This window comes from Sinomonas cyclohexanicum, assembly GCF_020886775.1.
GTDB lineage: Bacteria > Actinomycetota > Actinomycetes > Actinomycetales > Micrococcaceae > Sinomonas > Sinomonas cyclohexanicum.
Window position 1 is genome coordinate 4,052,180 of record NZ_AP024525.1, and the last position, 14,186, is coordinate 4,066,365.

The window sequence follows — 14,186 nt, forward strand, 5'->3', positions numbered from 1 at the left end:
TCGGCCGCCGCGGGGCAGAATCGTGAATCAGCCAGCGGGAGATGCGACGCCGGTGCGGCGATCGCCGAGATGAGGTCCTGACGCGAGGCTGCCGCGCACCGCCGGCACAGGTGGGTTCAGTCCGAGAGGAAGGACCTGCGGTATGACAAGTACTGAACTGGCTACCGCTGCCGGGACCCCCGAGGTGTTCGCCGGCGTGGACTGGGGCGGTGCGTTCCACCAGCTCTGCCTCGTCGACTCGACCGGGGCCACGCTGCTGCAGAAGCGCTTCCCGCACACCGTCGAAGGCCTTGCCGGGCTGTGCGCCGCCCTTGCCGCGGTCGCTGGCGTGGTCCGGGTCGCCATCGAACGCGCCGAAGGGCTCCTGGTCGAGCGGCTGCTCGAGCTGGCCGTGGAGGTCTACTGCATCTCCCCGAAGGTCTCCGCCCGGTCCCGGGAGCGCTACCGGATGGCCGCGAAGAAGTCCGACGCGTTCGACGCCTTCGTCCTGGCCGACAGCCTCCGCCACGAACACACCCATTGGCGCCCGATCCGACCCGCGTCCCAGACCCTGATGCGCCTGCGCGCCGTGATCCGCGACCGCGAGCGGCTCGTGTGGCGCCAGCGCGACCTGGAGAACCAGCTCCGGGCGGTGATGGAGTCCTACAACCCTGCGGTCCTGCACCTGTTCTCCAGCCTCGACCGGGACATCTCCCTGCAGTTCATCAGGCGCTACCCACAGCCCGCCCAGGCCGCCCGCGTCGGGGTCAAGCGCATGGACGCCTTCATCACCGCCCACGGCTACTCCGGGCGCACCAGCGCCGAGACCCTCGTGGAACGCCTCCGCCCCCACCTGCTCGCCGCGGGCGAGGGCACCAGCGCCGGCCGGGCGTTCACCGCAGTGCGGATGGCCGAGGAGCTCTCCCTGCTCAACGGGCACCTGCGCGAATACGACACCGAGATCCAGGCACTGCTCGCCGCCCACCCCGACACCCGGATCTTCACCGCCTTCCCCGGCGTCGGCCCCGTCACCGCCGCGACCCTCCTGGCAGGGATGGGCGAGGACCGCGACCGGTACCCCTCCGCGGCGTCGCTGCTGGCCGAGACCGGGCTCGCTCCCGTCACCCGCGCCTCCGGGCGCACCCGCCAGGTCCGCTTCCGCTACGCGGCGAACAAGCGCATGCGCCACGCGATCGACTGGTGGGCCTTCGTCGCCGTCCGCGAGGACCCCCACTTCACCGGCGAGCACTACCGAAGGGCCCGGGCCGCAGGCCAAGGCCACCACCGCGCACTGCGCGGCGTCGCAGCCCGCTGGGTCCGCATCCTCTGGCGCTGCTGGCACGACCGCACCGAATACGACCCGGCCCTGCACCCCCTACGCCGGCAGGCCCTCGAAGCCGCCGACCACGCCCAGGACACCGGCCCCATCCCCCAGCGCACCGCAGAGGAACACCTGGCACTGCCCGCCGCGAGCTGAGCCCACGCACACCCCCAGCGGACGGGAAGCCCCCGCCCGCCGATCAGCCCTGCCCCCCGCGACCCCCATCCGGACCCCAGGGGTTGACAGCGGGAGTCTGCGTGGTGCACCTGATCCGGGCCTCGATGCGGTTCGTGGCCTACGGCCAGCGCAAGGCCGTCGCCGCGGCCCTCAAGACGGTCTATCAGGCCCCGAACGAGGCCGCCGCGAAGGCGGCCCTGGAGGAGTTCGCGGCCTCCGAGCTGGGGAAGAAGAACCCCAACACGGTCCGGGCGTTCCAGGACGCCTGGGAGCGGTTCATCCCGTTCCTGGCGTTCCCGCCGATGCTGCGCCGGGTCATCTACACCACCAACGCGATCGAGTCGCTGAACTACCAGCTGCGCAAGGTCATCAAGAACCGCGGCCACTTCCCCTCCGACGACGCGGTCGTGAAGCTGCTCTGGCTCGCGATCTGCAACATCGAGGACAAGCGCGCCCGCGAACGGGCCAAGGAGCGCGGACTGCCTGCAGACCGGCGCAAGGCCGACGGGCGCCTCGTCCAAGGCCAGGTCACCACGAACTGGAAGCAGGCCCTGGCCCAGCTCGCCCTGGCCTACCCCGAACGCATCAACCCCTACCTCTGAACCAAACCGGAGACCGACCACTCACACAAACAACTTGACACGCTCCGCTCGGGCTCAAAGGCACCAATCCACGGTTCCCGCGGAGGCCCTCCGCCACCATGCTGGAGGACAGGCTCACCGGCACCACAGAAGGTTCGGGGTCGACCGCGACGGACACCCCCAGCATCCATCCCGCACACACACGGCGCAACCACCGGCCACGCACGAACCTTCGCGCACCACGGTGCGCCCCGCAGGCGGCGCCCCCATGCTGGGGGTCAGCTTCTGGGAGTCACGTCCCCCGCAGGGCAGCTTCTGGAAGTCACATCCTGGGGGGCACGTCCCGTGGGGAGTGCACCCGCTGAAGCTGACCCCCAGGAGGTGATCCCCAGAAGGTGACTCCTAGACGGAGGGGCGGGCGAGGCGGGGGCGGGCCAGCGTCGCCCACAGGTGCCACAGCATCCCCCCGAAGGTGATCAGGAATGCGGCCACCGCGACCCACAGCTCGCCACGGCCGATCGCCGTGACCACGGGCAGGTTGTCCGCGCGCCCCAGGTAGATCCCCGCGACGGCGTACATGCCGAGGGGGAAGATGACGCTCCACAGCCCGGGCTCGTAGGCCAGGGGCACGCGGTGCACGATGTGCCGCCACCACCCCGCCGCGAGCAGCACGGGGAACAGCCACGAGGCGAACGCCCAGAACACCACGGACGCACCGGCCACGAGCCCGCGTGTAGCGTCGACCATGGGGGCGCCGGCCATCTCGACGATCCGCGCGCCGGCGAGGACGCTGATCGCCATCGCGCCCATCGCCACGAAGTAGGGCGGGCGGAGGTCCTCGGGGCGGATGGGGTAGGTCATCAGCCGGAGGGAGACGAAGACGCCCACGGCCGCGTAGAGGATGAGCCCCACGGACCACGCCACGACGGCCACGAGCGCGAGCCCCGCACGCCAGTCCGGCCCGGCCAGGGGCTCCACGGTCGCGGACGCCACGGCCACCGACTGGCTCGCGACGCACCAGATGAACCACGTCCCGTTGGCGTCCTTGACCACGGGCCGCTCCGCGCGGCCGAGCACGGCGGTCCACGGGATCACGTAGCCCAGCACCACCCACGCGAGCAGCGCGAGGCACAGCAGCACGGCGGTCGCGGCCGGCCAGCCAGCCATGCCGAGCCGGACGCCGAGCACGTCGGTGCCGGCGATGAACGTGAAGAACCCGAAGGCCCGGCCGGGGTGCATGAAGTCGCGCCGGATGTCCTCGCGGAACCGGACGAGGCGCACGAGGTTGAGCGTGAGGATCACCACGTAGGAGACGAGGCACACCCACAGCAGGGGCGCGGAGAGCCAGTGGATCCCCTCGAGCTCGAGGCCCACGGAGATGATGCCGCTCGCCATCGTGAGGGCAAAGTACCCGGGGGTGAGCGTCTGCACGGCCTCGGCGACGCGGGATCCTGCGGGCGCTGCGGCTGTGCTCATGGCCCCCAGCCTAAGGCGCGGGCTCCGACTCACGGCACGAGGACCACCTTGCCGATGTTGCGCCGGGCTTCGAGGTAGGCGTGGGCGTCGCCGGCCTCGGCGAGGGGGAACGTGCGGTCCACGTGCGGGCGCACCCAGCCTTCGTCGACCCCCTCGAGGAGGGCCTCCATCCAGCCTCGGACCTTCTCGGTCTCGCTGAATAGGTGGCCTAGGTTTACGCCGAACACTCCGAGGTTCCGGTTCATGAGCGGGATCGGGTTGAAGAGCGGCTGCTGGGCCACGAGCGCGAGGAGCCCGAGCTTCCCGGGCAGCCTCGACGAGACCGCGCCGGAGACGCTGAACATCCCGAGCCGTCCCGTGGGGCGCAGCATGCGGTAGCTCCGCCGCCAGTGGTGCCCGCCGAACGGGTCCAGGACAAGCTCGACGCCGCGGCCGCCGGTGAGCCGCATGACCTCCTTGGTCCAGTCCTGGGTCGTGTAGTCGATGGCCTCGTGGAGGCCGCGTTCGGCGAGGAACGCGTGCTTCCGCGCGCTGGCGGTGCCGATCATGCGGGCGCCGATGTGACGCCCGATGTCCAGGGCGGCGAGCCCCACTCCCCCGCCGGCGTTGTGGATGAGCACGGTGTCGCCCGCGGACAGCGACCCCATGACCACCATGAGCTGCCACGCAGCGAGGTAGGTCACGGGGAGCGCCGCCGCCTGCTCGTGGGACAGCGTGGCCGGCTTCTCGAACACCTGTTCCTGCGGGACGCAGACGGTGTCGGCGTACCCGCCGAAGTGCGTGAGGCCGACGACGTCGCGCCCCACCCACCGCGGGTCAGCCTCGGGCCCGACGGCGTCCACCGTCCCCGAGACCTCGTAGCCCACCACCGCAGGGAACCGCGACACATCCGGGTACAGCCCCTGGCGGGCCAGGATGTCGGCGAAGTTGACCCCGCTGGCACGCGCGCGGATGCGGACTTCGCGTCCCCTCGGGACGGGGTCCGGCGACTCCCTCAGGACGATCCGGTCGGTTCCGCCCGCGGCGGTGATCACAGCCTGCCTCATGGAAGCGGATCATAGTCCCGCCCCGGAAACGCCCGGTGGCGCGGGTCCGCGTAGCCTTGGAGCACCGACGGAAGGACGCCCATGCCCGCCCAGATCATCCGCTTCGCCGACCTCCGGCCCGAACGCTGGAAGAACGGCGGCGGCACGACGGTCGAGATCGCGCGCGGGCCGGCCGATCCCGGCACCGACTGGGACTGGCGCCTGAGCATCGCGGACGTGGACCGCGCCGGCGACTTCTCGGCGTTCGAGGGCATGGAGCGCGTCCTGACCGTGATCGACGGCGAGCTGCTCGTGCTGACCGTGGACGGCACCGAGCACGGGCTCGAGCGCTACCGCCCCTTCCGGTTCGACGGCGGCGCCCCCGCGAGCGCCGTCCTGCCCACCGGCTCGATCCGCGACCTCGGCCTCATCACCCGCCGCGGCGCATTCACGGGGTACGTGACGATCCTCGAGCTCTCGAAGAAGCGCCCCCTCCCGCTCGGGCCTGGCCAGCTCGGCGTCCTCCTCCAGGGCGACGCGGTGGCGCACCTTCCGTCTTCGGCCGCCCCCGGCGCGACGCACGATGGCACTCCCCTCGCGCGCTACGACACCGTCCGTGGCGGCGAACCTGCTCCCACTGTGGCCGGGCGCGGATTCCTCGCGGTCGTGTCGGTGGTGCCTGGTGCAGATGATGCGTGAGCAGCGGGCCGCCAGGCACAATGCACCGGCCGATAAGGCGTCCCAAACGCCGATCCGCCGCTGAGTTGTGCCTGGAGGGACGCCGCCACGGAGCCGCGCGCAACGGTTCCGCTCAGCGGAAGCGTCGAGTGGCGGCGGGCCCCCGGCCGCGATGAACTGGCTGCATGTCCCTCAAGCTCACCCCTGCCGCCAACCACGTGGGCCGCGACGTCGGTGCGTCCATCCCCACAGAGGCTGAAGGGGTCTTCGCCCTCGGGGACGAGCCCGCCGGGGAGCTGGAGCGGATCTGGCCCCGCGCCGCCGTGCATCTGAGGGTCCGCAGCAACGATGCGCACACGCTGTACGCGGTGGCGATCGCGCGGTCGCTGCTCGCGGCGCACCCCGAGGCGGACGCGGGCGTGGTGCTGCCGGCGATGATGCTGCATGACATCGGCTGGTCCAAGGTGCCCGCCGACGAGGTCCTGGAGGCGATCGCGCCCGGCGGCGGGCGGCCCGATCTGGTGCTGCTGCACGAGAAGGAGGGCGCGCAGCTCGCGGAGGGGATCCTCGCCGAGGTGGGCGTGCCGGCGGAACGGGCGGCGCGCATCGTCGAGATCATCGACGGGCACGACTCGCGGCGTGAGGCGCTCTCGATCGAGGACGCGATCGTCAAGGACGCGGATAAGGTCTGGCGGCTCACGCCGCACGGGCTGGACACGGTCATGGACTGGTTCGGGATCGACCGCGGACAGGCGCTGCGGCTGTGCAGCTCGCGCGTGCACTCGCACCTGTTCACAGACGCGGCGAAGGCGCTCGCACGCGGGCTCGCGGGCGTGGAGTCGGCGAACCTGTGGCCCGAGCGGGCGGCGCTAGAGTTGCCCTGACTGTACGGTTGCCCTGAGCGGGGCCCGACCTCAGGAGGCACGATGGCGGGCGGCAGCAACGAGCCCGGACGCACCGTCACGTCCAAGGTGCTCGCGCTGCTGTTCGCGTTCGAGTCGGGACGGCGGTCGCTGAGCTTGTCCGAGCTCGCGGAGACCGCCGGGCTGCCGCTGAGCACCACGCACCGGCTCGTGGGCGAGCTCGTCGAGTCAGGGGCGCTGGCGCGGGATCCGCAGGGGCGCGTGCAGCTGGGCATCCGGCTGTGGGAGCTCGGGCAGAACGCCGGGCGGGCGCTGCGCGACACGGCGCACCCGTTCGTCCAGGACCTGTTCTCCCTCACCGGCGAGACCTCGCACCTCGCGATCCGCGAGGGCCACGAGGTGCTGTACATCGACCGCGTGTACGGGACCAAGCGTGTGCCGCGCGCGTCGCGCGTGGGCGGCCGTCTGCCCATGCACGCGACCGCCGTGGGGAAGGTGATCCTCGCGTTCGAGGAGGACTGGGTCCGCGACGCCTACTTCAACCGGCACCTCGAGCAGCCCACCGCGTTCACGCACATCAACCCGGCCAGGCTCGCCGACGAGCTCGCGCAGATCCGCGATCAGGGCTACGCGACCACGGCGGAGGAGGTGCGGCTCGGGTCGGCGTCGATCGCGGTGCCCGTCTTCCACACCGGGCGGATCGGGGCCGGGCTCGGGCTCGTGGTGCTGTCCTCGCAGGCGGGCACCATGCTCCGGCACCTGCCGACGCTGCGCGGCATCTCGGCGCAGATCGAGCGTGCGACGGCCCACATCCCTCTCGAGACGCTGCGGGCAAGCGCGAAGATCAGCGGCTGACCTCCGCGGGGCCTCCAACGCCGAGGGGCGATGTCCCTACGGCTCGAGCCGCCGTCGCAGGAGGCAGAACTCGTTGCCCTCCGGGTCGGCGAGGACGTACCACGAAGCGTCGTCGGGCTGGCCGAGGTCGAGGCGGCGGGCGCCGAGGGCGAGGAGCCGCTCGAGCTCGGCGTCCTGGTCCCGGTCCACGGGGTTGACGTCGATGTGGAGGGCAAGCCGGTCGGTGCGCGCATCGGTGCCCGGCATGAGGATGATGGTGGGCTGAAGCCCGCCGAACCCGGCCTCCGGAGGCCCGATCTCGATGAGGCCGACGTCCTCGCGGTCGATCTCGACGTAGCCGAGGACGCCGCACCAGAACTGGGCGAGCAGCTCGGGGTCGGCGCACTTGAGGACGAGCTCGCTGATGCGGGAGGCCATGCGGATCAGTCTAGGGACGCCCCTGCCGTCACTTGGCAACAGGCCGCGAGCGTGGAAACCTCGTCAGGGTGACCGCCACGAAACGTCCCCGCTGGCTCACGCGCAACGTCCGCACGCTCTCCGCGGTGAGCTTCTTCCAGGACGCCGCGAGCGAGCTGCTGTACCCGATCATGCCGATCTTCCTCACGGTGGTGCTGGGCGCGCCGGCGGCCGTGGTGGGCGCCGTCGAGGGGGTCGCCGAGGGCGTCGCGTCGCTGACCAAGCTCGCGGCCGGGCGGCTCGCGGACCGGTACTCCAAGCGGCCCCTGATCGGCCTCGGCTACGGGCTCGCGGCCGTGGGCAAGCTCATGATCGCGCTCGCGTCGTCGTGGCAACTCGTGCTCGCGGCGCGGAGCGTGGACCGCCTCGGCAAGGGCATCCGCGGGGCGCCCCGCGACGTGCTGCTCATGGAGGGCGCCGACCCCGCGAGCCGCGGCCGGATCTTCGGCTTCCACCGCATGGCGGACACCCTCGGCGCCGTGGTGGGGCCGGCCGTGGGGCTCATCCTGTACGAGGCGTTCAGCCGGCAGATCCCGCCGCTCCTGTGGGTCGCCGTGGTCCCCGCCATCCTCTCGGTGGTGCTGGTCGCCGCGGTGCGGGAGAAGCGCAAGGCCCCCGGCGGCGTCGTGCGCGGAGGGACAGGACGCACGACGGCGGCCCCGCACCCGGGTGACCCGGCGCGCCTCCCCGCGCGGCTGAGGCTGCTGATCGGCGGCCTGACGGTGTTCTCGCTTGTGAACTTCCCGGACTCGCTCCTGCTGCTGCGGGCGCACGATCTGGGGCTCTCGACGGAGGGCGTGATCGGCGCGTACATCCTGTACAACGTCGCGTACGCGGCGCTGTCCTACCCGGCGGGCGCGCTGTCCGACCAGATCCCGCGGTACCACGTGTTCGCGGTAGGGCTGGCGTGCTTCGCTGTCGGCTATCTGGGGCTCGGGCTCATCGGCGACCCGATGTGGGTGTTCCCGATCCTGATCGTGTACGGCGGATTCACCGCCGCGACCGACGGCGTGGGCAAGGCCTGGGTCTCGAGCCTCGCGCCCGCGGGGCTGCAGGGCCGGGCGCAGGGCCTCTTCCAGGGGCTCACGGGCGGCGGGATCCTCGTCGCCGGGCTGTGGGCCGGGCTGGCGTGGGGCGACGCCGGGCGGGTGCCTCTGCTCGTGAGCGGCGCCGCGGGAGTGGTGCTCGCCGTCGGGCTGGTCGTGGCGGGGCGGCGGCTGGCGTCGAGGTGAGGGGTCGGCGCGAAGGTCACCGGGGACGGTGAGTGCCTTCGAGCCGTGCCTTGAGCCCCTTCCAGATCCGCTGTTCCTGACGCCGTCCGACGGCGGCGAACACCGGCGCGGCGATCTTCAGGAAGCCCTTGGGCCTGAGGTTCCAGGCCCAGGACATGCGAGTTCCCTCGGGGTCCGCGGAGAACGTCAGCGCCCCGTCGATGTCCGCGGCGGCCATCCGGGTCACGGATCCCAGCCGGGAGGGCCGGGAGTACTCTGTGACCTCCAGATCGAAGGGAGTGGTGCCGCGCCCCGAGGCCATGGTGACGTGCCAGAGGGTTCCCACCCCGATGGGCCCCGGCGTGGCCTTCTCGACGCTGCTCATCTGGGGGTTGTACAGCGGCTCGTTGCGCTCGTCGGCGACGAAGTCGAAGACCTCCTCCACCGGGCGCCTGATGGTGATCGAACCGGTGATCGCTGCCATGTGGACGGCTCCTCGGCTGTGGGGCAGGACTGGTCACCGCCCCGCGCGCGTACCCCAAGGGTCTGCCGGGCGGCTCTGCGCCTGAAGTGCCGAAGGTCCCGGGCGTGTGCGCCTGTACTGCCAGCTGGGCTCGGGTGAGAGACTCGACGGAATGACAGCCTCCTTGCGTTGCGAGATCTTCCCGTCCGACCTCGAGGCAACGGCCCGGTTCTACACGGAGGTCCTCGGATTCCGCATCACCCGCGACGGCCGCCAGGAGGGCATTCGCTACCTCGCCCTCGAGCGTGGAACCGTCCAGCTGGGAGCGGCGTACCGCCCGGCGCCCCCGCAGCGGGGCTCGCGCCGGCCCCCGATCGGGGTCGAACTCGTGCTCGAGGTCGAAGACCTTCTGGCCGAGCGTGACCGCGTTGCCGAAGCAGGATGGCCAGTGGAAGAAGAGATCACCGAGCGACCGTGGGGGCTGCAGGACTTCCGTCTGCTCGACCCCGACGGCTACTACTGGCGACTCACCACGCGCGCCAAGAACGGGTGACTGCACGCCCCTCACACGCTAGCGGCGCCTTAGTCAGATCCTGCCGTCGACTGCACCCAGAATTCCCACCAGGGGAATGTTGCCGAATCTGATTGCTCCAGCAGGAACATCCATCTACGGTTCAAGGAGTGATCCCCACCACACACGCAAGGAGGCGATGCCCCGTGGATCTTGACCTCGAAGAGCTCGCAGCGGTCATCGAGCAGCTCGACAAGACTGAGTTCACCGACTTCTTGTTCGAGAACGGCGACTTCAAGCTGCGGGTCTCCCGCGGCGGCCACTTCACGGACGCCGCGCCCCGGACCGCGGCTCAGGCCGCGCACGACGCCGCGCCGTCGCCCGCCGCTTCTCCCTCGCCCGCCACCGTGGCCGCACCGCAGCCGGCCCCAGCGGCTGCTGCGGCCCCGGCGCCCGGCCTCCATTCCGTCCCGGCCTCCGCACCTCAGGTGCCGCCGCAGCCCGAGGCCGGCCACGCCGTCGTCACCGCCCCGATGCTCGGCACCTTCTACTCGGCCGCGAAGCCGGGCGCGGCGCCGTTCGTGGCCGTCGGCGACGCGATCGGCCCGGACACGGTGGTCTGCATCGTCGAGGTCATGAAGCTCATGAACTCCGTCCAGGCCGGCATCTCCGGCACCATCACCGAGGTCTACGTGAAGGACGGAGACCTCGTGGAGTTCGGCCAGCCGATCTTCGAGGTGCGGGAGTCCGCATGACGGCGCCCGCCACTCAGAACATCAGGCACCGCATCTTCATCGCGAACCGCGGCGAGATCGCGGTCCGCCTCATCGAGGCGTGTGACCGCCTCGGCTTCGAGACCGTCCTGGGCGTCTCGGCCGCGGACAAGGACACACTCGGCGCGAAACGTGCCACGCGCGTTGTCGTGCTCGGCGGGCCCCGCCCGGGCGAGTCGTACCTGGCGATGAACACCGTGGTCCACGCCGCCGTCGCAACGGGCTGCACCGCCGTGCACCCGGGCTACGGCTTCCTCTCGGAACAGCCGGCGTTCGCGCGGCTGTGCGCCGAGGAGGGCCTGACGTTCATCGGCCCGCAGCCCGAGGCGCTCGATGCCCTCGGCGACAAGCTCACCGCCCGCCGCCTCGCCGAGGCGAACGGCGTGCCGGTCTCGAAGGGTGGCACCGCGACCACGGGAGAGGAGGTCGCGGCCCTCGCTGACTCGATTGGCTTCCCGGTGCTCATCAAGGCAGCGTTCGGCGGCGGCGGGCGCGGCATGAAGCTCGTGCGCAGCCAGGACGAGCTCCTCGACGCGTGGCAGCTCGCCTCAGCCGAGGCGGAGGCAAGCTTCGGCGACGGCACGGTGTTCCTCGAGCGGTTCGTGGAGGACGCCAAGCACGTCGAGGTCCAGGTCCTCGGGGACCGCCACGGGCACCGCATCCATCTCGGCGAGCGCGAGTGCTCGGTCCAGTACCGCTACCAGAAGGCCGTCGAGGAGGCCCCGTGCGCGGCGCTGCCCGAGGCCACCCGTAGGCTCCTGCACGCGAGTGCCCTCCGCCTCGCGGACGCGCTGGACTACGTGGGCCTCGGGACCGTGGAGTTCCTCTACGACCCGTCCCGCGACGAGCTCGCGTTCCTCGAGGTCAATCCCCGCCTCCAGGTGGAGCACCCGGTCACGGAGGCGATCACCGGCGTCGACCTCGTGAGGGAGCAGATCCTCGCCGCGCTCGGCGAGCCGCTCTCCGTCACGCAGGAGGACGTCCGCGTGACCGGCCACGCGATCGAGTGCCGCATCACCGCGCAGGATCCGGAGCGTGGGCTCGCCCCGAGCCCCGGACGCGTCACCCGGTGGCGGCCGACGGCGGGCGGCGGCCTCCGCCTCGACACGCATCTCTACGAGGGCTACCTCTTCCCGCCCTACTACGACGCCCTCATGGCCAAGCAGATCGCCTGGGGCCCGGACCGGGATGCGGCGATCGAGCGCATGGAGTCCGCGCTGGCGGGCTTCGAGATCGGGGGCCTGACCACCTCGCTCCCGCTCCTGCGCCGCATCCTCGCGCATCCCGACTACCGGACCAACCGGGTCACGACCCACTGGCTCACGGACCACCTGGAGGACATCATGCAGGCTCCCGACGCCCGGGCCGCGGGCTCCGGCCCCGCCGCGCTGCCGCACGAAACGGCGGTGGCGCGCTGATGGCGAAGATCAGCCTCGTCGACGTCTCGCTCCGCGACGGCAACCAGAGCCTCTGGGGCGCCACGGGCATCACGACGCGCATGGTGCGCGGCGTCGCCCCGCTCCTGGACCGGGTGGGCTACCGGACCCTCGAGCTGGTCTCGAGCACGCTCATGGCCACGGCCGTCCGCTACCACGCGGAGGACCCGTGGGAGAAGATCCGCGTGGCCCGGCAGCTCGCCCCGAACACGCAGCTCGGCTTCCTCACCACGGGCAAGCGGTTCATCACGTTCGGCCGCACGCCGGACGCGGTGTTCGAGCTCGCGTTCACGCTCCTGGCCCGCAACGGCGTCCGGAAGCTGTGGGTCATCGACCCGATGCATGACATGGAGGGCGCCAAGCGCACCGCCGCGATGGCCAAGCGCGTGGGCTTCGAGGAGGTCATCGGCGGGGTCTGCTACACGATCAGCCCGGTCCACACCCCGGAGTACTTCGCCGAGAAGGCCGGAGAGCTCTCGGACAGCCCGGACATCGACGGCGTGTACCTCAAGGACCCCTCCGGCATCCTCACGCCGGACAGCGTCCGCACCCTCGTCCCGGCGCTTCAGGCCTCGCTCGGCGCGACGACCGGTGGCCCGCAGCTGCGCGAGGTCCACTCCCACTCGACTACGGGCCTCTCCCCCATCACGCTCCTCGAGGCCGCGGACCTCGGCGTCGAGACGCTGCACTGCGGGCTGCCGCCGCTCGCTGACGGGCCCTCGCACCCGAAGGCGCAGCAGCTCGTCGCGAACCTGCGCGCCCGCGGGCACGAGGTGGACGTGGACGTCGAGGCGATGGACCGCGCCTCCGAGTACCTGACACGGCAGGCGCGCATCAAGCGCCTCCCCCAGGGCCGGCCCGCCCAGTACGACGAGGCCTACTACAAGCACACGATCCCCGGCGGCGTGCAGTCCACGACCCGCCGCCAGCTGGCCGAGATCCGCCGTCCCGAGCTGTTCGACGCCGTCATCGAGGAGTCCCTCCAGGTCCGCGAGGACCTCGGCTGGCCGATCGTCATGACCCCATTCGCGCAGTACATCGTGGCGCAGGCCGCGCTCAATGTCATCGCCGGCGAGCGCTACAAGACCATCTCGAACGAGGTCGTGGACCTGCTCCGCGGAGACTTCGGCCCCCTCCCGGGCAAGGTCAACGAGGACCTCCTCGACCGGGCCCTCGCCACGCCGCGGGGGCGCGAGAAGGCGGCCGACGGCGACGAGGTCACCCTCCGCGGTCTTCGGCAGCAGTTCGGGATCCACCTGAGCGACGAGGAGCTGCTCCTGCGCGCGGTCATGCCGGCCGAGCAGGTCGATCGGATGGTGGCCGCGAAGAAGAAGTCGACGACCGCGACGCTCGCCGGGCTGCTCGCAGCGGCCGGGTCGCCGTCGTCGGGCCTGTCGGTCTCCGTCAGCTCCGGCGACACGAAGTTCTCCATCAGTCGAGACGCGAATCCTGCAGACAGCGCAGCCAAGGAGGCGACTGCATGAACCCCACCAGCATCGAGCAGATCCGGGCCTGGGTCATCGACGTGGACGGCTGCCTCATGCGCACCACGAAGGCCGGCGGCGCGGGCGGGGAGGCGATGCCCGGCGCGGCGGAGCTCGTCACGTTCCTCCACGGCCGCGGCGACCGCGTGCTCGTGTGCACGAACGCGTCACAGCAGCCGCCCCGCCCGCGTCTACGCGGAGCACCTGCGCGCCCACGGCCTCGACATCCCGGACGAGGACTTCGTCACTGCCGGCTCCGCGGCGGCGGAGTACCTCTCGATCCACCACCCCGGGGCGACCGTCCTCGCCGTCGGCGGCGCCGGGATCACGGAGCCGCTCGCGGCGAACGGGCACCCGCTCGCCGACCCTGACAGTGCCGGTTCGGCGAGCGGCGAGCTGGCCGACGTCGTGCTGGTGGGTGCGGACGACTCCTACACGAGTGCGCAGCTGAACGCGGCGGCCCTCGCTGTCGACGCCGGAGCGCCGCTCTACACGACCGTGGACGTGCCGTGGTTCCACGGCGGGATCCAGAAGTCGCTCGTGGTCTCAGGCGCGGTCGCGCACGCGATCGGCTGGGCCGCCGGCGTCACGCCGACCGTCCTGGGCAAGCCGTCCCCCGCCCTCGGCGAGGCACTGATGCACAGGATCGGCGAGGCTGCCGCGGATGCGCCTGCCTCTGCCGGCAGCCGCGTCGCCGTCGTGGGCGACGCGATCGTCGAGACCCAGCTGGCCAGGAGCATGGGCGCGGTGAGCGTGCTCGTGCTCACGGGCTCGACCACGCCGGAGAAGCTCGCCCAGCGGAGGGGTGCGGATGTGCCGGACCTCGCCCTCCCGGGGGTCGCAGACCTCCACACCCTCCTGACCAACGCTGTCCTCCCCACCCCCTGACTCCTTCCA

General features: G+C 71.7%; 14 protein-coding genes and 2 pseudogenes. 12 read left to right on the plus strand and 4 right to left on the minus strand.

The genetic code is table 11. The features are described from left to right. Window positions 1–142: 142 nt before the first annotated feature. Together SCMU_RS19020 and SCMU_RS19025 are read left to right on the plus strand one after the other, a co-directional pair. Window positions 143–1,456 carry an IS110 family RNA-guided transposase gene (locus tag SCMU_RS19020; protein WP_229230641.1) on the plus strand — a complete coding sequence of 438 codons (1,314 nt, stop codon included), beginning with the start codon at window positions 143–145 and terminating at the stop codon, window positions 1,454–1,456. Window positions 1,457–1,542: 86 nt separating this feature from the next. After that, a pseudogene (locus SCMU_RS19025) lies at window positions 1,543–2,079 on the plus strand (transposase); the annotation flags it as partial. 381 nt (window positions 2,080–2,460) lie between these two features. On the opposite strand, the gene SCMU_RS19030 reads toward SCMU_RS19025, so the two are convergent. Together SCMU_RS19030 and SCMU_RS19035 are read right to left on the minus strand one after the other, a co-directional pair. Further along, on the minus strand, window positions 2,461–3,534 hold the full coding sequence (locus SCMU_RS19030) for a tellurite resistance/C4-dicarboxylate transporter family protein (RefSeq protein ID WP_229230642.1): 1,074 nt from the start codon (window positions 3,532–3,534) through the stop codon (window positions 2,461–2,463). Between the two features lie 29 nt (window positions 3,535–3,563). After that, entirely contained in the window at window positions 3,564–4,580 is a 1,017-nt protein-coding gene (locus tag SCMU_RS19035) for a zinc-binding dehydrogenase (RefSeq protein ID WP_229230643.1), read from the minus strand. Between the two features lie 81 nt (window positions 4,581–4,661). On the opposite strand from SCMU_RS19035, the gene SCMU_RS19040 reads away from it, so the two are divergent. The 3 genes from SCMU_RS19040 (at window position 4,662) to SCMU_RS19050 (ending at window position 6,955) form a co-directional block, all read left to right on the plus strand. Beyond that, complete coding sequence (locus SCMU_RS19040; protein WP_229230644.1) at window positions 4,662–5,258, plus strand: HutD/Ves family protein; 597 nt, start codon at window positions 4,662–4,664, stop codon at window positions 5,256–5,258. 164 nt (window positions 5,259–5,422) lie between these two features. Further along, window positions 5,423–6,121 (plus strand): HD domain-containing protein, encoded by a 699-nt coding sequence (locus SCMU_RS19045; protein WP_229230645.1) that lies wholly within the window; start codon window positions 5,423–5,425, stop codon window positions 6,119–6,121. Window positions 6,122–6,163: 42 nt separating this feature from the next. Beyond that, window positions 6,164–6,955, plus strand: a complete 792-nt coding sequence (locus tag SCMU_RS19050; protein ID WP_229230646.1) for an IclR family transcriptional regulator — start codon at window positions 6,164–6,166, stop codon at window positions 6,953–6,955. A 36-nt stretch (window positions 6,956–6,991) separates the two neighbouring features. Here the strand turns inward: SCMU_RS19050 and SCMU_RS19055 are convergent, their stop codons facing one another. Next, window positions 6,992–7,372 (minus strand): VOC family protein, encoded by a 381-nt coding sequence (locus SCMU_RS19055; protein WP_229230647.1) that lies wholly within the window; start codon window positions 7,370–7,372, stop codon window positions 6,992–6,994. Window positions 7,373–7,440: 68 nt separating this feature from the next. On the opposite strand from SCMU_RS19055, the gene SCMU_RS19060 reads away from it, so the two are divergent. Then, entirely contained in the window at window positions 7,441–8,643 is a 1,203-nt protein-coding gene (locus SCMU_RS19060) for an MFS transporter (protein ID WP_229230648.1), read from the plus strand. 16 nt (window positions 8,644–8,659) lie between these two features. Here the strand turns inward: SCMU_RS19060 and SCMU_RS19065 are convergent, their stop codons facing one another. Beyond that, window positions 8,660–9,106, minus strand: coding sequence for an SRPBCC family protein (locus SCMU_RS19065; RefSeq protein ID WP_229230649.1), 447 nt, complete (start codon window positions 9,104–9,106; stop codon window positions 8,660–8,662). A gap of 151 nt (window positions 9,107–9,257) precedes the next feature. Here SCMU_RS19065 and SCMU_RS19070 point away from each other — a divergent pair, with 151 nt between their 5' ends. The 6 genes and pseudogenes from SCMU_RS19070 to SCMU_RS19090 all read left to right on the plus strand — a co-directional run bounded on the left by SCMU_RS19070 (window position 9,258) and on the right by SCMU_RS19090 (window position 14,177). Then, entirely contained in the window at window positions 9,258–9,638 is a 381-nt protein-coding gene (locus tag SCMU_RS19070) for a VOC family protein (protein WP_229230650.1), read from the plus strand. Between the two features lie 164 nt (window positions 9,639–9,802). Then, window positions 9,803–10,351: an acetyl-CoA carboxylase biotin carboxyl carrier protein gene (gene accB / locus SCMU_RS19075; protein ID WP_229230651.1), complete on the plus strand. Its 549-nt coding sequence runs from the start codon at window positions 9,803–9,805 to the stop codon at window positions 10,349–10,351. Then, window positions 10,348–11,787 (plus strand): acetyl-CoA carboxylase biotin carboxylase subunit, encoded by a 1,440-nt coding sequence (locus tag SCMU_RS19080; protein WP_229230652.1) that lies wholly within the window; start codon window positions 10,348–10,350, stop codon window positions 11,785–11,787. The genes accB and SCMU_RS19080 overlap by 4 nt, the downstream gene beginning before the upstream one ends. Beyond that, entirely contained in the window at window positions 11,787–13,289 is a 1,503-nt protein-coding gene (locus SCMU_RS19085) for a hypothetical protein (protein ID WP_229230653.1), read from the plus strand. The genes SCMU_RS19080 and SCMU_RS19085 overlap by 1 nt, the downstream gene beginning before the upstream one ends. A gap of 180 nt (window positions 13,290–13,469) precedes the next feature. Continuing rightward, window positions 13,470–13,628: pseudogene (locus tag SCMU_RS21070) on the plus strand (HAD family hydrolase); the annotation flags it as partial. Window positions 13,629–13,703: 75 nt separating this feature from the next. Continuing rightward, entirely contained in the window at window positions 13,704–14,177 is a 474-nt protein-coding gene (locus SCMU_RS19090; RefSeq protein WP_229230654.1) for an HAD hydrolase-like protein, read from the plus strand. The last annotated feature ends 9 nt before the right edge of the window (window positions 14,178–14,186 follow it).